A 21,444-nucleotide genomic window follows, 5' to 3' on the forward strand; every position below is an offset into this window, starting at 1 on the left:
AATCCATGATTCAGGACACTCCAGCCGTACCCGATGTCTATTCCGCAGAGCCGATCCCCGGGGCCGCACAGGACGAGATCAACGCACTTTTGCACAGTGGCGATCTGTTTCGCTATACTTCCGGCCTGAATTCGCCAGTCGCCCGACTGGAAAAGGAATTCGCCGAACTGCTGGACATGCCCCATGCCCTGGCGGTCAGTTCCTGTTCGGCCGCGCTCTTCCTCGCCATCAAGGCCCTGGACCTGCCGCGGGGGAGCCGCATCATCATGCCGGCCTTCACCTTTGCCGCGGTCCCCTCGGCCGTGGTGCACGCCGATTGTACACCAGTTCTGGTGGAATGCGGTCATGACTACCGCATCGATCCGGAGGATTTCTCACGCAAGATCGACACCAACATCGCCGCGGTGCTCATCAGCCACATGCGCGGGCATACCTCGGACATGGATGTCATCCTCGAAAGCTGCGAGCAGCGCGGCATTCCTGTGATCGAGGATGCGGCCCACTCGCTCGGAACCCGCTGGCACGGGCGGGCGATCGGGACCTTCGGTGCAATCGGGTGTTTTTCCTTTCAGTCATACAAGATGCTCAATGCCGGCGAAGGCGGCATCCTCGTGACGGCCGATCCCGACCTCATGGCACGCGCCGCCATCATGTCGGGTGCTTATGAAACCAACTGGAAGAAGCATCCGGGTATCGGCGATCGTGGCGGTCACTGGCAGAACCGCCTGCCCCTCTACAACATGCGCATGAACAATCTCGCGGCAGCGGTGCTGCGACCCCAACTGATCGAATTGGGCGGGCGCATCGCCGCCGGTCGCAGGAACCATGACCATGTGGCCGGACAGCTCAACCGCTCTCCCTGGCTCAATGTACCCGAGCCCCTGCCAGGCGAGGAGCGTGCACCCGATTCGATCCAGTTCAATCTTTCGGGTTTCGCGACGGACGACGAGGCACGGACCTTCGTGAAACTGGCCGCCATGAATGGAGTGGACGTGCAGGTCTTCGGGCTTGCGGAAGGCAATGCGCGCGCATTCTGGAACTGGCAGTTCATCGACCGTCAGGAATCGCTAGAGCGGACCCGCGCGATGTTGATGCGCGCCTGCGATGTACGCCTGCCCGTGCACCTGCTCCGGCACCAGCTCGACCAGATCGCCCAGGCCATCGTCGACGCCGCCGAAACGGTCAGGGGCAAGGACAGGCGCAGCCAAGGCACCTCCACGCGCGGATACGCGACGATCGCGGAGATGACACCCGGCCCATGATGGCACTCGACCGCTGTCCGATCGGCAACCTCAGCCCGTCAGATACATTCCTCGAAGAGACGTTTCAGTGATGCCGCATCGAGCGGAACGGGGTTGCCACCGCAACTCGGGTCTTCGGCAGCCATGGCGGCCATCTCGTCGATGCAGTCACGCCCGACCCCCAGTTCGCCGAGCCTGTCGGGGACACCGAGGCTGGAGCGCATGGCCATGATGTGGTCGTAGAATGCATCGAAGGAATCGCCGACGCCCATATAGCGGGCGGCATCGGCCAGACGGTCTTCGACAGCGGGGCGGTTGAAGCGCAGGACCGGCGGCATGACCACGGCATTGGTCAGGCCATGGTGGGTATTGTAGATCGCGCCGACCGGGTGCGAGAGGGAATGGATCGCCCCCAGCCCCTTCTGGAAGGCCGTGGCCCCCATCGCCGCCGCGCTCATCATGTTGGCCCGGGCGTCGAGGTCCGCTCCATTGGCGACAGCCCTGGGGAGATTGTCGCTGACCAGCTTCATGCCTTCCAGAGCGATCCCCTGGCTCATCGGGTGGTAATGCGGCGAGCAGAAGGCTTCGAGGCAATGGGCAAGGGCGTCCATGCCGGTGCCCACGGTGATCATCCTCGGCATGCCGACAGTCAACTCGGGATCGCAAATGACCACTGAAGGCAGAATTTTCGGATGGAAGATGATCTTCTTTACGTGGGTAGCGGAATTGGTCAGCACGCTGGCCCGCCCCACCTCGGAGCCTGTACCGGCAGTGGTGGGAACGGCAACGTTGGGATGGATGGCCGAGGCATCCGCGCGGGTCCACCAGTCACCGATATCCTCGAAATCCCATACCGGCCGGGTCTGTCCGACCATGAAGGCGACGAGCTTGCCCAGATCGAGCCCCGAGCCGCCACCGAACGCGACCACGCCGTCATGACCGCCATCGCGGAACTGCCTGATACCCGCTTCGAGATTGTTCTCGTTGGGATTGGGGTCCACATCGGCGAAGATTGCCCGACCGAGACCGGCTCCATCAAGCACATCCAGGGCGCGGGCAGTAATCTCCATCGAGGCCAGGCCCCGGTCTGTCACCAGCAGCGGACGGGAGATCTTCGCCGTCTTGCAGGCATCGGCCAGCTCCCGGATGCGCCCGGCACCGAAGCGGATGGCAGTAGGATAGCTCCAGTTGGCGACGGGACTCATGTCAGGGCTTTCCTCAGATGGTAGGATTTGGGCCTGGTCAGATTCTGGTAACCGATGGGTGATAGCGCCCCGCCGCGCCCGGTATCCTTGCATCCGGTCCAGCACAGCGCCGGGTCGAGATAATCGCAGCGATTCATGAAGACCGTACCGGTCTCGATGGCAGCACCGATCCGTGCGGCCCGTTCGACGTCCCGCGTCCACAGCGAGGCCGTCAGGCCGAAGGCACTGTCATTCATCAGCGCCAGCGCCTCGTCGTCGTCGCGCACGGGCATGATACCGACCACGGGACCGAAGCTCTCGTCACGCATCACCTGCATCGAATGATCGACTCCGACGAGGATCTGCGGGGCCAGATAGGCACCTCCATCGTCCTGCGGGAATCGTGCCGGATCGATCAGCGCACGCGCTCCCCCGGCAAGGGCTTCACCGGTCTGGCTGCGCACCTCGGCGGCAAATCGCACATTGGCCATCGGTCCCAATGTGGTTTCCTGATCGAGGGGATTGCCCAGCCGGTAGCCGTTGACGATGGAAACCGCCTTCTCGACGAAGCGGTCGAACAACGCCTGCGCCACGTAGATCCGCTCGATGCCGCAACAGCACTGGCCGGAATTGAACATTGCCCCGTCGATCAGCGTGTCGGCCGCGGCCTCGACATCGGCATCCTCCATAACGTACCCCGGATCCTTGCCGCCGAGTTCGAGACCGAGCCCGGCAAACGTGCCGGCTGCCGCCTTCTCCATGGCTCGCCCACCCGCTACCGAGCCGGTGAAGTTGATGAAATCGAATGCCCGCTCACCGATGAGGGCGGCTGTCGTCCCATGATCGAGGAAGATGTTGGCGAAGACCTCGCGCGGCACACCTGCCTCGTGGAACGCGCGCGCCATGCGTTCACCCACCAGCAGGGTCTGGGTGGAGTGCTTGAGAATGACCGCATTGCCGGCGATGAGAGCCGGTACCACCGTGTTGATGGCTGTCATGTAGGGATAATTCCAGGGCGCAATGACCAGCACCACGCCCTGCGGTTCGCGCAGGATGCGCCGCTCGAAACGCGCTGAGTCCTCGATCACCACCGGCGCCAGCGCGGCGGCGGCGATATCGGCCATCCAGGACGCGCGCTCGTCGACACCACGGAACTCGCCGCCATAGCGTACCGGCCGCCCCATCATCCACGCCAGTTCGGGCACCACCTCGTCATTCATCTCCCCCAGCCGGGCGACACCGGCACGCACCAGTGCGATCCGCTCCTCCAGCGGGCGCGCCGCCCATGACGGGCAGGCCCTGCGGGCCCCGGCGACACATGCACGGGCGTCGTCCAGCGAGACGACCGGCCGGCTGGCAAAGACGGAGCCGTCGATGGGGGAGATGCAGCGCAGTTCGGACGTCATCCGGTCAGGTCCTTTCAAAGCCGCGGGCGATCTCCCAATCGGTGACCACCCGGTCGTATTCGTGCTGTTCCCAGCGCGCGGCATGGAGATAGTGGTCGACCACATCGCTTCCGATGGCTCCGCGCAACATGTCCGACGCCTCGGCCGCGTCGATGGCGTGGCGCAGGGTCTTCGGCACCTCGCGCCCCTCACCCTTGTAGGCATCGCCGCTGAAGGCTTCCTCGAGTTCCATCTCGCGATCCATGCCATCCATGCCCGCCGCGAGCAGGGCGGCCATGGCGAGGTAGGGGTTGAGGTCCGAGCCTCCGACACGGCACTCGACACGCACCGCCCTGCTGTCCGCACCGCACACGCGATAGCCCGCCGTGCGGTTGTCCATCGACCAGACGGTCTTCGTCGGGGCGAAAGTGCCCTCGGCGAACCGCTTGTAGGAGTTGATGTAGGGGGCAAGGAACAGGGTCACGGCCGGGGCATGATGCAGCTGCCCGGCCAGGAAATGGCGCATCAGCTTCGACATGCCATGTTCGGCCTGCGGATCGTGAAACAGGGGCCTGCCGTCGAGGCTCCACAGGGACTGGTGCACATGACTTGAACTTCCCGCCTTGTGGGTATTGGGCTTTGCGAGAAAGGTCACCGCCCTGCCCTTCGCCCACGCGATCTCCTTGACCGCGTTCTTCACGATCGAGTGGTTGTCGGCCATCGTCAGGGCATCGGCATAGCGGACGTTGATCTCCCCCTGCCCGGAGTCCGCCTCGCCCTTGGAGTTCTCCACCGGCACGCCCGCCCCCTGGAGGCCGTTGCGGATGGCCCGCATGACATCCTCCTCCTTGGCGGTCTGGAAGATGTGGTAATCCTCATTGTACGGGCTGATCGGCGTGAGCTTGCGATAGCCGCTGTCATGCGCCTCCTCGAAACTTTCCCGATAGAGGAAAAATTCCAGTTCGGTCGCCATCATCGCCTTCATGTCCCGTTCCGCGAGGCGGGCGAGCTGGCGCCGGAGCACGGCGCGCGGCGAGTGGGGAACATCCTTGTGGGAATGATGGTCGAGCACGTCACACAGGACCATGGCGGTACCTTCCGCCCATGGCACACGACGCAGGGTGTCGAGATCCGGCTTCATGACATAATCGCCATAACCGGCGGCCCATGAGGTCGCCTTGTATCCCTCGACGGTGATCATCTCCAGATCGGTTGCCTGAAGGTAGTTGCAGCTGTGGGTCTCCTCCCACGCGCTGTCAATGAAGAATTCCGCCTGGAACCGCTTGCCCATCAACCGACCCTGCATGTCGACCTGAGCCGCGATGACGGTATCGATTTCGCCAACCTGAACAGCCTCGCGCAGCCAGTCCAGTGTCAGTTTCTCGCTCATCGTTGGTTAACCTCCAGGTCGACGCGGCCCGATTGCGGAGGAATGCGGGCCGCTCTTGTCCGAAGCCGGAAACGTCCATGCCGGTTGCCCGACGCGCGCCTGCCTGCCCCACCTGAATAATCCATTGCCATGACGTGGCAAGGGCGCTGATCCATCGCCCCGCCAGCAATGACCGGCAGCCCTCCCCGGATCAGGCGATCGAGACGGCGGGACCGGCAATCTCGTCGCGGACCCTGGTGAAACGCCGGATCACCTCGTCGATCTGCCCGGGCGTGTGCGCAGCCGAAACGCTGCAACGCAACAGGCAGACGCCACCGGGCGTTCCGGGCGGAACCGCCAGATTGACATAGACGCCTTCTCGAATGAGGCGGTTCCATGCGTGGACCACCGACCGCTCGTCCGGCATCCGCACCGCGATCACCGGGCTCAGAGCGGAGCACAGTTCGAACCCCGCATCGCGGAGGCCCGCATAAAGCTGTTCGGCATTGCGCCAGATCTGCCGGCGAAGCTCGGGACGGGATTCGATCTGGCGCAACGCTTCGGCAACCGAGGCCATGCTCGATGGCGTTGGCGAAGCGGCAAACATGTAGGGTCTGGCGGTGAGCCGCAGCAGTTCGAAGTCGGGATGGTTGGAGACCGCGAAACCGCCGGTCCCGGCAAGACTCTTGGAGAAGGTGCCGGCGATGAAGTCGACGCCTTCCTCGACGCCCTGCGCCTCGGCAACGCCACGTCCATTCTCGCCATAGACGCCGACGGAATGCGCCTCGTCGACCCAGAGCCAGGCGCCGTGCCTTTCCTTGACCTCGACGAATTCCCGGATCGGGGCCGTGTCGCCCAGCATCGAATAGAGCCCCTCGACGACGATCAGCTTGCACTCCCCCTTGCCTTCGAGACGCGACAACCGCTTGTCGAGGTGGTCGGGGTCGTTGTGGCGGAACATCACCGTCTCGGCCTGCGACAGGCGGCAGCCGTCCCAGATGCTTGCATGATTGTCGCTATCGGAAAGGATGTAGTCCTTCGGACCGGCCAGCGCCGACAGCGTCGCGAGATTGGCCTGGTAGCCGGTCGTGAAGACGATCGCGTGCTTCCTGTCGAAGAAGCGCTTGAATCCCTCCTCCAGCTCCCTGTGCCTGGCATAGGTCCCATTGGCGATGCGTGAACCCGTCGTTCCCGTACCGAGTTCGAGCGCCGCATCGGCGGCGGCCTTGCGGCAGGCCGGATCGAAGGACAGTCCCAGATAGTTGTTGGTGCCGACCATGATCGTGCGGCGGCCGGCGATGATCGCTTCGGTCGCCGAAACGATCTCGTCGATCTCCTGTCCGAAGGGATCCGTGCCCGCACTGACGACGGCGTCGTGACGAGCGCGGGTCGCGCCATATTTGGAGAATATATCCATCAGCCCTGTCTCGCTTCGACCGTCTCGCGCACCAGCGAGACAAGGTCGCCCACAGTCTGCAGTTCGGAAACCTTGTTCATCGGGATGTCGATCTCGAAATGGTCCTCGATCTCCATGATGAGGTCCATTGCGGCGACCGAATCGATGTTGAGGCCGGCACCGAGCTCGGTCGCATCCTCGACGGGCTTCCGTTCCGGATTGTAACGATCGAGCAGTTCGAGGATCCGATCACGCAACGTATCGGTCATGGGGACGTCTCCACCTGCTGTTTGTCACCGGCTTCAGATCCAGCCGGCCTGCCGGTACCATTGCAAGGTTTCCCGTGCACCTTCGACAAAATCCACCTGCGGCCGCCAGCCGGACGGGCGGTCACCTCGACCGACCCATCGGGGATGGCAGAGCTCGCCGAGCTTGTCGCGAGACAGAGGCAATACAGCATTGGTGAAGCTCGATAAACCATCACACATCGCGGCGGCCACGGAGAAGACCCACCGCGGCAACCGTGCCACGCGCACGGGGCGTCCGGCAACGACCTTGCCGATATCGGCAAGGTCTTCCCACCGGTAGCCTCCCGCCTTGCCATCATCCGGCTCGACGACATCCTGCTCCTGCGGAGATAAGATCAATGTCGAGATCAATGCCACGAGATCGTGTACGTGCAACAGTGCGAAACTCGACATCCCGCCTCGCGGCACCAGGAGAACGCCCGAGGCCATCTGCTTGAAGATCGCGAGCGTCATCCGGTCCCCCGGACCATAGATTGCCGGCGGCCGCAGGATTTCCAACGAGCAGGACCGAAGTTCGCTTCGCGCTGCCTTTTCGCCTTCCGCCTTGCTCCATGCATAATTCGATGCCTGGGGAACTGTGGCAGCCAGGGAAGAAACCAGCATGAAGCGCCGTGCACCGCCCTGCTCAGCCAGACGTGCAAGCCTCGCAGTCGCCTCCACATTGTCGCGCTCGAAATCAGCACGGGCCCGTGCCTGGATCGAACCCGCCATGTGCACCACGACATCGGCACCATCGACCAGCCGCCGCAAGGCCGTTTCGTCCTCCATCGAACCGCGGACGGGCCGAATGTGGGGGCGCTCCTCGACATCGCGACGATGGAGCAGGCGAACAGTGGATAATCCACTGGACCCGCCGGACAACAGGGGTTGTCCAAGCAGATGCCGGCCAATGAAACCCGTCCCGCCGGTCAGTGCGAGTGTCAGCCCCATTTCATCGACGCTCGGTCAGACCGGCAACCTCAACCCGAAGCTGCGAGGCGCAGATCGACAGCGGCCTCATGCGTGGGAGCCATCACCGCCTGCACATCGCGAATGGCACCATCGAGGAAGTTCTGTCGCGCCGCTGCCCGCGACAACTTTCCCGAGGTGGTGAAAGTCAACGAACGCGGCGGAGCGAGCACCACGTCGCTTTCGACACCGGCCACCCGGCTGACCGTGGCCTGCACCTTGTCGCGCAATCCGGCTATGGCCTCGTCACCCTGCACGCGGCACTCGACAACGACCACCACCCGCTCGCGATCAAGGGAATCACTGGCAGCGAACGCCGCCACATCACCCGCACGGACCTCCGGCAGCTGTTCGATCGCCCATTCGAGATCCTGCGGCCAGATGTTGCGACCGCCGATGATGATGAGATCCTTGGTCCGCCCGGTGACGACCAGTTCGCCATCGACCATGTACCCCATGTCACCGCTGTCGAGCCAGCCGTCCCGGGTAATGACGGCATTGGTGGCCTCCGGGTTGCGGAAATAGCCGCCCATGAGGCTCGGCCCCTTGATGCAGATACGGCCGACCTGGCGCTCATGCATCGGGCGGTTGCGCTTGTCGCGGATCTGGATCTCGTAACCGGGCATGGGCTTGCCGCAACGGGCAAAAGAGCGGGCTTCGCTGTCATCGACCTCCGAGTGCGCCGGAACGGCAATGCGCTGCTGCTCAAGGGGAGCACCGCGCAGGATGCGATCCACGGCAACACCTGTTCCCACCTTCGGGAAGGTCACCGCCAGAGTGGCCTCGGCCATGCCGTAACTCGGCAGGAAGGCACCCGCGTCGAAGCCGCTGGCGGCAAAGGTCGACGCAAAGGTATCCAGTGCATCGGGGCGGATCATCTCGCCACCGATGCCAGCCACACGCCACGACGACAGGTCGAGGTCGGGAGCGGCGCGATTGGCGACCCGGCGGGCGCAGAGCTCGAACCCGAAGGTCGGGCTGAAGGCGATGGTTCCGCGGTTGCGCGAGATGAGTTCGAGCCAGACCAGGGGGCGGCGGGCAAAGGACGAAGTGGCCAGATAGTCGACCGAAACCTGCCCCAGGACCGGCGTCAGGCAGCAACCGACCAGGCCCATGTCATGGTAGAGCGGAAGCCATGAAACGCAGCGATCGCCCTGCCGCAGGCAGACACCATCGACGGCGATCGAACGGGCATTGGCCGTTATCGCCTGTTGAGTGACCAGAACACCACGCGGAAAACTGGTGCTGCCGGAGGAATACTGGATGTAGCAGGCTTCATGCGCCGCGAGCGGTTCAAGGGCCGCCTTGACGCGATCGAGCCCCGCCAGATCCGAAGCCGTGCCGACATAGCGCACCGCGGTCGGGCGCGCTGCCTCCTGCAGGACATCGATCAGGTCCGAAGGGCCGATGGCCGCACGCGCGCCCGCTGCCTGGAGCATGCCGCGCAGGCGCTCGGCATAGGCCGCGCGACCGCCGAAATTGACGGCAAGCGGCAGCGGAACGGGTACCATGCCGGCATACTGGCAGGCAAAGAACACCCGCAGGAAGTCCGGCGTGGTCTCGGCGATGATGCCGACGCGGTCGCCGCGGCGAAGGCGGGTCGAGGGAAGGCGGCTGGCCGTGTCGATGGCCTCTGCGCGCAACTGGCGATAGGGCACGACAGTCTGCAACTCGCCACGCGGCGAGTAGAAGTTCATCCCCGTCTCTCCGCGTGCGGCGTAATCGAGCCCCTCGCTGAGCGTCGAAAAGCCCTCCAAACGGAACGACAGCCCTTCGTTGATCGTCGGAGTAGGCATGGACATCGAGACTTCACCTTACACGCCAGCAACGACCGGACCGCCCGGCGCTGCCATTGTTACCTCGTCCCTGCAATCGCGGATCGCCGCGACCTGTCGGATGAACGGACGGCTGGGGCATTCCGCCCCCGTCCACCGTCAACCTTTCGTTTTCGAAAACGGCTCGCCGAACTCGAAAGGCACGGTCCGGAACGTCTTCCGACACCGGGAATGGGCGGAACCTAGAGCCCGCATCCGGATCCCACCACTCACGTTGTGTTGCAGTTTATTGCATCAATTGACCCAACAAATCTCTGAGGTTTGTATATTAAGTAATTGAAATTAATATATATTATCATGTATTTCGCATTTGCGAAATGCCATATTGCATTGCAGGATGACAGGCTTCGAATCCCGCTTGCAATGAAGCTGTCGCCTTCGCGCAACAGGTGAAGCCGCCCATTGACGGGAGGCTTCCCTTCATGCATCCGAGGATCACCGACGGGGTGCCGCTCCGGTGACGCCCGGGCTCAAGACATAGGGATGATCAGCGCATGAGTTGGAAAAAACTGGCTGCTTTCGCCATTTTCGGCATCTGTGCCATGACCGGACTGGCCAATGCCGCCGAGGTGGATGCCGAAGCGAAGCGCCTTTTCGCTCTCAACATGTATCACGAGGCCCGATCCGAGGGACGTGAGGGCATGGTCGCGATCGGCTGGGTCGTCCTCAACCGTGTGGCGGACCCGAAATATCCCGATACGATCACTGGCGTCATCACCCAGAAGCGGGGCCGGCACTGTGAGTGGGGATGGTGGTGCGATGGCAAGTCCGACAAGCCGACCGAGCCGAAGATGTGGGAGATGGCCCAGAGCCTGACCGATGAAATGCTCGGCGCCAATCCTCCGGCCGACCCGACGGGTGGCGCATTGTGGTTCCAGGAGAGCTTCCGCAAGCGGCCCGGCTGGATGGGCAGCGACGTCCGCGAGACCACGACGATCGGCCGGCACAACTTCTTCGGCCGCAACTGACTTCTTGCGGGTGCCGCCGGGTGGAACCATCCATCTCGCGAGAATGACACGCGAAATCGGGAAGCTGGAGCGATCGGCCGATCTCCCTTGGTCGGAACGCGCTCCAGCAAGAAGGGTGTTGTGTCGCCGAAGCCCGGCCGGCGCGACGATCGAATGATCGCATCGCACCTGCGCCTCCCAGGTCGGGACTGTCTCAAAAATATCACAGTTGAGCCGGCATATTACCCTATGCGCGATAAGCGGCATTGATTTATTCACTGGCAGTGTTGCTGCACCGCAACAACGCCGGTGATCGCCCTTTCGTTCACGAACACCGTAGCGCTCGCCGGAAATTCCGGAATAACAGCGTCCGTGGAGCGAAAGACGCCGGAATATCGGCAGGTTTTTCGACATTAACATCATGTTCATCGAAGCATGCGATTCTGTGGCGACAGTCACGAAAGCAGGGAATGCCCCATGATCCGCGCCATCGGTGTCGTCCTTGCCTTGCTGGTGTCGTGTTCCCCACCCGATACCCACGCGGGAGACCTCACCCAATGGCTCGGCATTACCGGCGATGACGATCGTGACGCCCCCCGTTTCAACAGTGGCTGGCCATGGGTTGCCGTGGGCAGGCTGGATCGTGAAGACGGCGCCCATTGCAGCGCCACCCTTGTCAGGCGCGACGTCGTCCTGACCGCCGCCCACTGTGTCATCGATGACCGCGGCAGCGTCGTCCGGCCGGAATCTGCCAGGTTCTCCGCCGGCTTCACCAATGGCGAAGCCCGTGCCACCGCATACGGACGACGGATCACGGTCGCCGAGGATCTCGAACTCGATGCGGACGAAAGGCCGAAGCGGCTCCAGCAGGACTGGGCGTTCATCGAGCTCGACCACCAGCTCTACGACGGCGGATGGCTCCGGCCGGTGCCGATGGCACCTGCGGCCATGGCCATCAAGGCCGGGGCGGACCGCTGGCGGCTGTCGCAGGCCGGATACAGCGGCGACCAGCTCGACAGGCTCACACGCAACCGCTCCTGCAATGTGGTGGGCCTGTCCGCCGGAGGCCACCTGCTCCTTCACGACTGCGATGCCACGTTCGGCGATTCAGGTTCGCCGATCCTCATCGACACCGACGGCGAATTCAGCATTGTCGCCGTCCATTCGGCAATCGCCCGGCATGATGGCAGGGTCGTCGGTGTCGCCGTCGTCCCACCGGATGACGTTCACCCCTGAACCGGATTCGACAGGATTGGGGTCACTGTATGCCATTGGCAGCCTGGACCTCACGCACATAGGCGATCACGCTCGCGATCTCGTCGGCAGTTATCCCTGCGACAGGAGGCATGTCACCGAAGTTCCAGTGATGGGCGCGTACACCGCGGGTTGCCGCCATCACGAAGGCCTGATCCCCATGATGTCCGGGTTCGTAGTATTTGTGGATCAGGGGCGGCCCCTGGTCCGTTCCGACCGCGTCCTGACCATGGCAGGATGCGCAACGTTCATCGAATACGACCTCTCCGGCACGTGCCGGCGAAGTGAGTTCGGGTATGACGGGCTCGATTGCGGCACTTCCGTGCCGCCCGTCCACGCCCTGGCTCCGGTTCCAGTAGAACAGGCCTGCGCCAAGTACCGCCACGACGGACGTCGCGATCATCATCTGCCTTGGTGTCATCATGGCTCATGTCCGATAGTTTCCGACCGACGGCACGACCATTCCGGCTCTTCGTCGAAAGGTCGCGCAAATAACAGGCAGGCTCCTACACATTCAACCTGCGGGAAGGTCAAGCGCCGATCTTTGCCGCCATTTCCCGAATCACATCCCATGCCTCGACGACATGGGATCGCCGGGTCGCATGAGCGCCGATGCTGACGCGAATGACCATGCGACCGTCGATGCGATTGGGCGTGAGGTAGATGCGGCCGTCATCATTGATGGCGTTGACGAGGAGGTCGTTGAGACGGTCGATTTCGGCACCTTCATCGACACCCTGCGGCAACCAGCGGAACGACAGCAGCGCCAGTCTCGCAGGCGAGGTCAGCTCGAAACCGGGCTCCTCGTCGATCCAGCCGGCAAGCTCCCGCGCCCATGCGATATGATCCCGCAACATCTGCTGCAATCCCCCGACACCGTAGGCCCGCAGCACGAACCACAGCTTCAGTGCGCGGAATCGACGGCCAAGCGGAATGCCCCAGTCGCGATAGTCGATGACATTGCCGGTCTCCCGTCCCTGCAGATATGGGGGAAGGATCGAGAGGGTCCGCACGAGGTCAGCCGGATTGCGGACGAAGTGGGCCGAGCAATCGAACTGGACGCCGAGCCATTTGTGCGGATTGAAGCACAGGCTGTCGATGGTCTCGCAACCGTCGAGCATCCAGCGATATTCCGGCAGGATCAGAGCACTGCCGGCCCAGGCGGCATCCACATGCAGAAAGACACCATGCCGCTGGCACACTTCCCCGATCGGGTGAAGCTGGTCGATGGCGCCAATGCCGGTACTGCCCAGGGTGGCGATCGCGATGGCCGGCTTGCAGCCATTCGCAAGGTCCGCGCGGATCCCTGCATCAAGAGCTTCCGGATCCATCCGGCGTTCGTCGTCGAGCGCGACTGCCCGCAGGCTGTTGCGTCCGAGTCCCGCGATCTTCACCGCCTTTTCGACCGAGGAATGAGTCTCGGTCGAGGCGTAGGCGGTGAGACGCGGGCCCGCGGCCAACCCCATCTCGTTGCCCTGCCAGCCGGTTGCCCGTTCGCGGGCGGTCAGAATGGCGCAGAGGACGGCACTCGATGCCGAATCCTGAATCACACCGGAGAAACCATCGGGCAGGCCGATCATCTGCCGCAGCCAGTCGAGCAGCCTCGTTTCCATCTCGGTCGCCGCCGGCGAGGTCTGCCACAACATGCACTGAGCACCCAGTGCAGCCGTTATCATTTCGGCAAGGATCGACGGTGGCGTGGCATTGGCCGGAAAATAGGCGAAGAAGCGCGGATGCTGCCAGTGGGTCATGCCCGGCATGACGATCCTGTCGAGGTCGTTCATGATATCGGCAAAGGGCTCGCCGTCCTGCGGCGCCGAGGCTGGCAGGGCGGATGCAATCGAACCGGGCTCGACGCCGGAGCGCACCGGCCGGCGTTCGATTCCTTCGAGATAGTCGGCCATCCAGTCGACAATCTCGTGCGCATGCCGGCGAAACGTTGCATGGTCCATGACGTCCATCCTCCCAGATGGCGAACATCTCCGTTCGCCGACTTTCTGCCATCGCATCCTGACGGGATGCTAAAAGGACATCGGGGCCACGTTGCAAGATGAAAACAATCAGGAACGGTAAGTCAAAAGGGCTGGCTCTCCCGGCCCTCCCCTCTTCGATATCGATGAATTTCTCGGATCATCGATCTTGTCCAAAAGCAATATACAGCCGTCAGCCAGACTGCTTGCACAAAACAAAATGCCCGACGAAGAGATCATCTCCATCGGGCATTCCGTCACAAGCCAAACATCACCGGACTCGCATCGTCCCGGACTACCGGCAAAAAAGCCGGACGAACGATCAGAACTTGCGGGCAATCATGTCAATTTCACCGCGCTCCAGGCCGATATCACGCAACTCGTGATCGGAAAGGCCACTCAGCTCGGTGTAGGTCCGGCGATAACGCCGGTAGCTGTCGATCTTCTCGACGAAACGGAAGATCAGACGTGCCAGCGCGCTTTCGCTGGAAGACGACATGGCACCATAGGCGGGAAGCGTCAGATTCGTATTCATGGCAGGCCCTTCGACGCGTCATGATCCACGTTCGCATCCTGTCACGAAGCGGTCGACGCAGTTTTTCTGAGGATCCTCTTACTTCTTCCGCACAGAAACAACCAATGCAATTTTTGCATTGCAGCATCGCGAAAAATGCAGAGATGCCCGACGCGTCATATCATGTCGCGATCACGGAATTCTCAACGGAAGTCGATTGCCTCGCGATGGCCGATTGGACATCCTTCCTTTCATGGTCAACGAGCCCGATTCCCGTGCCGACATCCCCGGCTCCAGCCTGCGACGGTTGAAAGAAGCCATCTTCGGCCCGCCGCTGCCGGAGGACCTGCCGCCGCGGATCGTCGGGATCATCCATCGCGAACAGGAGCGAAGCGAGATCCTGATCAGTCTCGTGCAGATCTGCGCGATAGTCTTCTTCTTCGCGTTCTACGCGCTCACGCCCAAGGCCTTTCCGCCGAGCGTCCCGTTCGAACCCATCCCGTGGGCGCTCGCCCTTTACGCGGTCTTCACAGGATACCGGACGTGGCTCGCCATGCGCCATGAGCTGGGCCGCGTGCTTTTGACGGTTTCGGTGGTCGTCGACATCACCTTGCTCATGGTGACGATCTGGAGCTTCCACCTGCAATACAATCTACCGCCGGAGATGTATCTCAAGGCGCCGACACTGATGTATGTGTTCATCCTGATTGCGCTCCGGACACTGCGTTTCGAACCGGGGTTCGTCATCATCGCCGGCCTTGCCGCCGCAGGTGGCTGGATCATCCTGGTACTCTACGCGGTCCATGTCGGTGACGACTCGATGATCACCCACAGCTTTGCCACCTATGTCACCTCGTATTCGGTGCTGATCGGTGCCGAGGTCGACAAGATGGTCTCGATCCTCATCGTCACGCTCATCCTCGCCATCAGCCTGTCGCGTTCCCGCAAACTGCTCTATCGCGCCGCCATGGACCGGCAGGCTGCAGTCGATCTGTCGAAATTCTTCGCACCGGAAGTTGCCGGCCGGATACGCGAACAGAAACGCGATCTCGTGCCGGGTACCGCCGAGTTGCGCCACGCGGCGATCCTGTTCATCGACCTGCGGGGCTTCACCCGCCTCGGAACGGCAATGTCACCCGCCGATGTCATGCACCTGCTCTCGGATTACCAGTCGTTGATGGTGGCACTGGTGCGCCGGCATGGCGGCAGCATCGACAAGTACATGGGCGACGGCATTCTCGCGAGCTTCGGCGCGACGCGGATATCGGACAGCTTTGCCGCCGATGCGGCACGATGCCTGGAGGCGATCGTCGAGGACGGCAAGGGATGGACGGCAAGACGGAGGGCTGGCGGCAACCCGGCACCGGAGATTGCGGCGGCCATGACATGCGGCACGGTCATGTTCGGCACCGTCGGCGATCGCGACCGGCTCGAATATACCGTTCTGGGAGAACCGGTGAACCTTGCCGCCAAGCTCGAGAAGCATTGCAAGGTCGAGGGTGTCCGGGGCATCGTGACCCGAACGGCGTGGCAGTTCGCTGTCAGCCAGGGTTTTGCGGCACATTGTGCGTGGAACGAGCGGCCGCAAGCGGCGGTCGAGGGAATCGACCTGCCGGTCGATCTCATGACACATGAGGGGCCATGATGTTGTTTGCCGGGTTCGAGACCCATAGGGTCGAGGGAGAGGGAGCGACGATACACCTTCGCAGGGGCGGCAACGGTCCACCCCTGCTGCTTTTGCACGGATATCCGCAGACCGGCGCCATGTGGCATGCCATGGCCGCAGACCTCGCCCGCGATTATACGCTGATCATCCCGGACCTGCGCGGCTATGGCGACAGCGACAGGCCGGCGACCGATCCGGCTCACCGCACCTATTCGAAGAGGGCGGTGGCAGCCGACATGGTGACGGTCATGCGCCGTCTGGGATACGACCGGTTCATGGCTGCCGGCCATGACCGGGGCGGTCGCGTGCTGCACCGCATGTGTCTCGATCACCCGCAGGCCGTCACCCATGCCGCCGTACTCGACATCGTCCCCACCGCCACCGTGTTCGAGGCGACCAATCAGACGCTGGCAACCGGGTATTTCCACTGGTTCTTCCTGATCCAGCCGGGCGGGCTGCCGGAGCGCATGATCGGCCATGAGCCGAGCCTGTTCCTGCGCTCCTGTCTGGCCGGCTGGTCGCGCGGACGGCTGGACTTTTTCGACGAACGGGCGCTGGCGGAATACGAGCGCTGCTTTGCCGATCCGCAGGTCATTCACGCCACTTGCGAAGACTATCGCGCGGGCGCGACCATCGACCTCGTTGATGACCGCGAAGACGGGCTGTCCCGAATAACATGCCCCCTGCTGGTATTGTGGGGACGTCATGGGTTGATGCATCGGCATTTCGACGTGCTGCAATGCTGGCGGGACAAGGTATCGGGAACGGTCAGCGGCTCGCCGGTCGATGCCGGGCATTTCCTGTGCGAGGAAGCACCCGAGACCGCCGTGGACAGGTTCCGCGCCTTTTTCCCATCGGCCTGACACCGGCCCGCCGCAGGTTCTCGGAACCCGGTTCAGCCCGGGTCCCTCGACATCCTTTCGACGATGGCTTCGCGGAGGCTCCCATCCTTGGCGATCAGGTTGTGAAAGTCTCCCGCGCGCAATTCGAGCAGCCGGCACGAATTGAGCGTCACCACGGTAATCGTGCGGACATGTCCGTCGAGCAGCGCCCGCTCGCCGAAGAAATCTCCGGGTCCGAGGACCCTGCGCATCGTCGCATTGCGCAGTACCACCTTGCCCTCGTCGATGAAGTACATGGCATCGGCGTGCTCGCCGGCATGTATGATTGTGTAGCGCGACGGTAGACGGCGAATATTCAACATTGCGGCAAGTTCAGCGATCTGCCCTGGTGACAGATCCGAGAAAATCTCTGCACGAGCAACAATCGCCACAATGGTCGAGAACTTGTATTTCTGCAGTTCCTCCATGAACCCGGCACCGAGAATGGCGGTCGGCAGGGCGAACATGCCGATCCCCAGCAGCGAGACCACCCCCGCCAGTGCCTTGCCGGCGACCGTGACCGGCGTGACATCGCCATAGCCCACGGTCGACATGGTCACGGCCGCCCACCACATGGCCGCCGGAATCGATCCGAACGCTTCCGGCTGGGCCTGATGTTCGGCGAAATACATCAATCCCGAACTGATGATGAGAAGCACGGCGACCACGCTGAGCGCGGCCAACAGGGGTTGCCGCTGGTTGAGCAGCACGACCTCGATGACACGCAGGGCCGGCGAATACCGGGCGAGCTTGAGAACCCGCATCAGGCGGAAGAGCCGCAGCAGTCGCAGTTCATCGGGAAGCAGGAAATAGAGATAGAATGGCAGGATCGCCATCAGGTCGGCGATAGCCAGCGGAGTGACCGCGTAGCGCATCCGCCCCAGGACCGGGCGGTTGTAGCGGCCGTCGCGATCCTCCACACATACCCACAATCTCACAATGTACTCGATCGTGAACGCGAGCGTCGAAACGACGTCGATGCTGCGAATGAGTGCGTACCACTCCTCGTGAATGCTCTTCACCGTCCCGAGGATATCCGCACCCACACTGAGGACGATCAGGGTGACGAGAACGCCATCGACAGCCTGACGTGTCGGTCCCTGCCCATCCTCGTCCTCGATCAGGGCATAGACGTACGCCCTCAGGCTGTCACCGAGTCCTGGCACCATCGTCCGTCGGTACTCCTTCCGGTTTGACCGGCCCGAAAGGTAGCGGCAGCAAGGGACCAGCGGCAATGCCCGCACCATCCGCTACCGCCGCCCGCAGGTCGTGGTCCTGACAGGCGGGCGGCGGGTGACCTCGTGGCCTACTCCCAGGGAGGGGGCGGAGGAGGAGGCGGTGGTGGCGGTGGCGCTGGCGGTGGTGGCGGCGGTGGTGGTCCCGGTGGTGGTGGCGGCGGGGGCGGTGGTGCCGGCGGCGGGGGCGGTGGGGGCGGTGGTGCCGGCGGCGGGGCGGCGGCGAAGGCGGCCCCTGGAGGTCCGGGCGGCGTCGGCGGTCCCGGCGGCGGGGGCGGCGGGGGCGGCGGGGCGGTGGCGGGGGCGCTGGCGGGGGCGGCGGTCCTGGCGGCGAAGGCGGTGGCGGTGGCCCCACGGGTGGCGGAGGAGGAGGCGGTGGCGGCGGGGGCGGTGGCGGCGGAGGAGGCGGCGGCGGCGGTGGCGGAGGCGGTGGTGGCGGTGCCGGCGGCAAGGTCGGGGTGCTGCTGTCGAGCGACGCAACAATGCGCGGCCGCATCACCATCAGATCGCTGATGGTCGGGTGCATCGGGAAGAGGCTGTAGACGATCGGCTGATAGTTGACGGTGACCCTGGCGACCATCACCGTATCGCCGGTCACGTTGAGTTCACTGGTCGCTTCGGTGAGTTCGGTCACGGAAAACGGGTTTGTGCCGGCAACATCGAGCTGCCAGCTCCCGTCGGCGGTATCGGGCAGCGGCACCCCGTCATCGTCGATGACGACGCTGGCGATGACGCTGCTGAAACTTTCATAGGGTTGCATCATCAGGCGGGCTGCGGTCTGCAACTCGTTGAGCTCGCCTCCGCCGATGACGGCATAGCGGGCCGACATGTCGACCAGCGCCTGGGTGGTCAGCGAGACCTTGCGCTCGATGGCCATGATATTGGCCGTCTCGACGCTGGCGCCGAGCAGCAGCAGCAGCACGGGCACCACGAGTGCGAATTCGACCGCCGTGGCGGCCGCTTCATCATCCAGGAGCGAAAGGTCCGCAGCTTCGCCACGTTGAGGCTGTTCGAACGCCCGGTTGAGAGCGGTCGAACCTAGGATACGGGATCGGGATGATTTGCTCATGGCAACGGGAACGGCTCGTTCTTGATCACGACATGGGCGATGATGGGTACGGTCGAACCACTGCCATCGGGTACGAGGAGGCGCGCGCCGAACGGGCTGACGAACTTGTGGGTGTAGGCGGCCGTCACCACGACCGTATCGCTGGGACCACCAAGATTGAAACTGACATCGGCGAGATGGCCATCCTCGTCGAGCGTCGTCTCGAGGGTCGAGGACGGCAGGTGGGAGTAGGCCTTGACCGAATAGGAAATGTCGGTGCACCGGATCAGGACGAGGCCGCCGCACAGCGCCTGCTGGAACAACGCCTGATTGGTCCGGACACCATCGACATAGCCGATCCGGGCCACTCGCGCGCCGCGCTGGACGGCATGGTCGATGATGGCACGGTCACCGAAGAACAACCCGAGCTCCATGATTGCCACGATGAGCGAGATGAAGACCGGACCGAGCAGGGCAAATTCGACCGCGGACACGCCACTGCAATTGTCGCGCAGGAGACGCAGGTCACCCGCCATTGCAATCATGGATCGGCGAAGGAGGCTGGACTGGACGATCACGATGATCCCTATCTGATGATACGGGTCGAGAGAATGTCGTAGGCGATCTCGCTGAACGCCGATTCGAGCGAGATTGCGGTCGGTGCATGGAAGTAGTTCGAGGGCGACGACGCACAGTTCTTGATGTCGGCAAGATCGGAAGACGAGATTCCGTCTCCGAAGGTGATGCTGTAGACATTGATCGCGGCGGCACCGTTCGGTCGCTGCGTGTTCTTGATGTTGTAGCAGACCGTCGCCAGCCGGCTTTCGATGGCCGCCACGGTATCGTCATAGGTTCCCTGGGTGCCCAGCGAGATGGAGCTGACCGGGTAGCCATAGGCCGTCCACTGCTCCAGCGGCCCGCTGCCGAGCGTATTGCCCCAGTAGCCGTTCACGGCCGGATCGAGCGACCAGGCGTCGCCGTTGACGTAGGCCGCTGCGGTGCAGCTTCCGCCGGTGTCGGATTGCTGGCTGCTGAGATTCTGCCGGCCATCGGTCATGATGATGATGTATTTCTGCCAGTACAGGTCCTCGTAGCCGGCCCCTTCGGTAAAGGGAGCATCCTGCGACAGGGTCCGCCAGCCCCAGGCTGCACCCAGCGAGGACATGGTGGCCGAGCGGGAGAATACCTGGAGATTGCTGATCTTGCTCTCGATCAGCTCCCGGTCCGAGGTCAACGGCAGGATCGGGTCGGGGCAGCTCCGGTTGGGGCCGAAGGTCAGTCCCGGATAGTCGATCGTCGTGTTGAACGCGTCGATGATCGACTTGTAGGGCGAGGAGATGCCGGCAGGATTGACGCAACCGATATGTTCCGCTCCGCCCGCGGTCGACTGGTTGGGCTCGGCGGGCCAGCGATAGGCCGCCCATTCGCCGCCCGCACCGGACGCCGCACCGGGATAGTAGGCATCGACACCGTCGAACCCGTTGCCGCGGGCCATGACGCAACCTCCCCAGCTGGTGCCGGGAAAGTTGGCGGCGTCCGTGCCCGTGACATAGGCGGCATTACCGGTGCCGATATTCACCGTGCCATTGTACGGAATGATTGAGATCTTCACGAGATTGGTGTTGGGCGAGTTGTCGAACAGGATCCCCACGAGGTCGAGCGCTGCGTTGCGCAGGGCCGTGATCCGCGGCGTGCCGCTGGTCGACGTCGCCATCGAGTGGGTGACATCGACCACCAGCGCAACCTCGATACCCGTGGGCTCGCTTATCGTGTCCGTCGAGGCATGGATCGGCAGCGTCGAAAAGCCGAAGAGGCTCATGATCGATGTCTTGAAGGTCGCCGTCGCCTCGACATGCATCACGTTGTCGTTGACGGTGATGATCGGCGTCGTTGGCGGAACCCAACCCCTGCTTTCATAATTGCGGTTGAAGAAACTCGTGCCGATAGCCTGAATTTCGGTATCCGACTTTCCATAGGCGGTGGAAGCTGCCAGTGCGGCAGCATCTATGGATGCCTGAAGATGTGTCTTGGCAATGAAGGCACGGGTGAGATCAATGCTGAAAGCGGCAATTCCAAAAAGTGGAATCATCGCTAACGCGAAAATGATCGCGACCTGCCCACGTCGATCCGGTACCAACGAAGGAATCACTCGAAGAAACATCGATCGGCCTCACGCCGCTTGCTGAATTCTGCGAGGATCCTAGATGACTAATGTGGATAAACTCTTAACAACACCCTCTTCGTCTTAAGCTGATTATCTTCA

Annotated in this window: 19 protein-coding genes; 5 read left to right on the forward strand and 14 right to left on the reverse strand. The window is 63.0% G+C overall.

Annotation, left to right across the window (positions count from 1 at the left end):
- Positions 1-5: 5 nt before the first annotated feature.
- Complete coding sequence (locus H6851_01705) at positions 6-1,262, forward strand: aminotransferase class I/II-fold pyridoxal phosphate-dependent enzyme (protein ID MCB9942326.1); 1,257 nt, start codon at positions 6-8, stop codon at positions 1,260-1,262.
- A gap of 38 nt (positions 1,263-1,300) precedes the next feature.
- Here the strand turns inward: H6851_01705 and H6851_01710 are convergent, their stop codons facing one another.
- The 7 genes from H6851_01710 to H6851_01740 form a co-directional block, all read right to left on the reverse strand.
- Positions 1,301-2,446 (reverse strand): iron-containing alcohol dehydrogenase, encoded by a 1,146-nt coding sequence (locus H6851_01710; GenBank protein MCB9942327.1) that lies wholly within the window; start codon positions 2,444-2,446, stop codon positions 1,301-1,303.
- Positions 2,443-3,831 (reverse strand): aldehyde dehydrogenase family protein, encoded by a 1,389-nt coding sequence (locus H6851_01715; protein MCB9942328.1) that lies wholly within the window; start codon positions 3,829-3,831, stop codon positions 2,443-2,445. The genes H6851_01710 and H6851_01715 overlap by 4 nt, the downstream gene beginning before the upstream one ends.
- Positions 3,832-3,835: 4 nt before the next feature.
- Positions 3,836-5,200 carry a glutamine synthetase gene (locus tag H6851_01720; GenBank protein MCB9942329.1) on the reverse strand — a complete coding sequence of 455 codons (1,365 nt, stop codon included), beginning with the start codon at positions 5,198-5,200 and terminating at the stop codon, positions 3,836-3,838.
- A 190-nt stretch (positions 5,201-5,390) separates the two neighbouring features.
- The gene (locus H6851_01725) at positions 5,391-6,596 is read right to left on the reverse strand and encodes an aminotransferase class I/II-fold pyridoxal phosphate-dependent enzyme (protein MCB9942330.1); all 1,206 of its coding nucleotides are present in this window, start codon (positions 6,594-6,596) and stop codon (positions 5,391-5,393) included.
- The gene (locus H6851_01730) at positions 6,596-6,844 is read right to left on the reverse strand and encodes an acyl carrier protein (protein ID MCB9942331.1); all 249 of its coding nucleotides are present in this window, start codon (positions 6,842-6,844) and stop codon (positions 6,596-6,598) included. Before H6851_01730 ends, H6851_01725 begins: the two co-directional genes overlap by 1 nt.
- Before the next feature lie 33 nt (positions 6,845-6,877).
- On the reverse strand, positions 6,878-7,813 hold the full coding sequence (locus H6851_01735) for an NAD-dependent epimerase/dehydratase family protein (protein MCB9942332.1): 936 nt from the start codon (positions 7,811-7,813) through the stop codon (positions 6,878-6,880).
- Positions 7,814-7,842: 29 nt separating this feature from the next.
- The gene (locus H6851_01740; GenBank protein ID MCB9942333.1) at positions 7,843-9,633 is read right to left on the reverse strand and encodes a fatty acyl-AMP ligase; all 1,791 of its coding nucleotides are present in this window, start codon (positions 9,631-9,633) and stop codon (positions 7,843-7,845) included.
- A 527-nt stretch (positions 9,634-10,160) separates the two neighbouring features.
- On the opposite strand from H6851_01740, the gene H6851_01745 reads away from it, so the two are divergent.
- Entirely contained in the window at positions 10,161-10,634 is a 474-nt protein-coding gene (locus H6851_01745; protein MCB9942334.1) for a cell wall hydrolase, read from the forward strand.
- Positions 10,635-11,090: 456 nt separating this feature from the next.
- Entirely contained in the window at positions 11,091-11,849 is a 759-nt protein-coding gene (locus H6851_01750) for a trypsin-like peptidase domain-containing protein (GenBank protein ID MCB9942335.1), read from the forward strand.
- 22 nt (positions 11,850-11,871) lie between these two features.
- On the opposite strand, the gene H6851_01755 is transcribed toward H6851_01750, so the two are convergent.
- The 3 genes from H6851_01755 to H6851_01765 form a co-directional block, all read right to left on the reverse strand.
- Complete coding sequence (locus H6851_01755) at positions 11,872-12,273, reverse strand: cytochrome c (GenBank protein MCB9942336.1); 402 nt, start codon at positions 12,271-12,273, stop codon at positions 11,872-11,874.
- 124 nt (positions 12,274-12,397) lie between these two features.
- Positions 12,398-13,819, reverse strand: a complete 1,422-nt coding sequence (locus tag H6851_01760) for an aminotransferase class V-fold PLP-dependent enzyme (GenBank protein ID MCB9942337.1) — start codon at positions 13,817-13,819, stop codon at positions 12,398-12,400.
- A 340-nt stretch (positions 13,820-14,159) separates the two neighbouring features.
- On the reverse strand, positions 14,160-14,336 hold the full coding sequence (locus H6851_01765) for a DUF1127 domain-containing protein (protein ID MCB9942338.1): 177 nt from the start codon (positions 14,334-14,336) through the stop codon (positions 14,160-14,162).
- 250 nt (positions 14,337-14,586) lie between these two features.
- Between H6851_01765 and H6851_01770 the strand changes: the two genes are divergently transcribed.
- Complete coding sequence (locus tag H6851_01770) at positions 14,587-15,996, forward strand: adenylate/guanylate cyclase domain-containing protein (protein MCB9942339.1); 1,410 nt, start codon at positions 14,587-14,589, stop codon at positions 15,994-15,996.
- The gene (locus H6851_01775; GenBank protein ID MCB9942340.1) at positions 15,993-16,880 is read left to right on the forward strand and encodes an alpha/beta hydrolase; all 888 of its coding nucleotides are present in this window, start codon (positions 15,993-15,995) and stop codon (positions 16,878-16,880) included. The genes H6851_01770 and H6851_01775 overlap by 4 nt, the downstream gene beginning before the upstream one ends.
- A 32-nt stretch (positions 16,881-16,912) precedes the next feature.
- Here the strand turns inward: H6851_01775 and H6851_01780 are convergent, their stop codons facing one another.
- The 4 genes from H6851_01780 to H6851_01795 are packed head-to-tail and all read right to left on the reverse strand — an operon-like array spanning position 16,913 to position 21,270.
- On the reverse strand, positions 16,913-18,067 hold the full coding sequence (locus H6851_01780) for an ion transporter (protein ID MCB9942341.1): 1,155 nt from the start codon (positions 18,065-18,067) through the stop codon (positions 16,913-16,915).
- Entirely contained in the window at positions 18,048-19,202 is a 1,155-nt protein-coding gene (locus H6851_01785; GenBank protein ID MCB9942342.1) for a pilus assembly protein, read from the reverse strand. The genes H6851_01780 and H6851_01785 overlap by 20 nt, the downstream gene beginning before the upstream one ends.
- Positions 19,199-19,759, reverse strand: a complete 561-nt coding sequence (locus tag H6851_01790) for a pilus assembly protein (GenBank protein MCB9942343.1) — start codon at positions 19,757-19,759, stop codon at positions 19,199-19,201. Before H6851_01790 ends, H6851_01785 begins: the two co-directional genes overlap by 4 nt.
- 8 nt (positions 19,760-19,767) lie before the next feature.
- Entirely contained in the window at positions 19,768-21,270 is a 1,503-nt protein-coding gene (locus H6851_01795; GenBank protein ID MCB9942344.1) for a VWA domain-containing protein, read from the reverse strand.
- Positions 21,271-21,444 lie beyond the last annotated feature (174 nt).

It is taken from the genome of Geminicoccaceae bacterium (assembly GCA_020638465.1).
GTDB lineage: Bacteria > Pseudomonadota > Alphaproteobacteria > Geminicoccales > Geminicoccaceae > JAGREO01.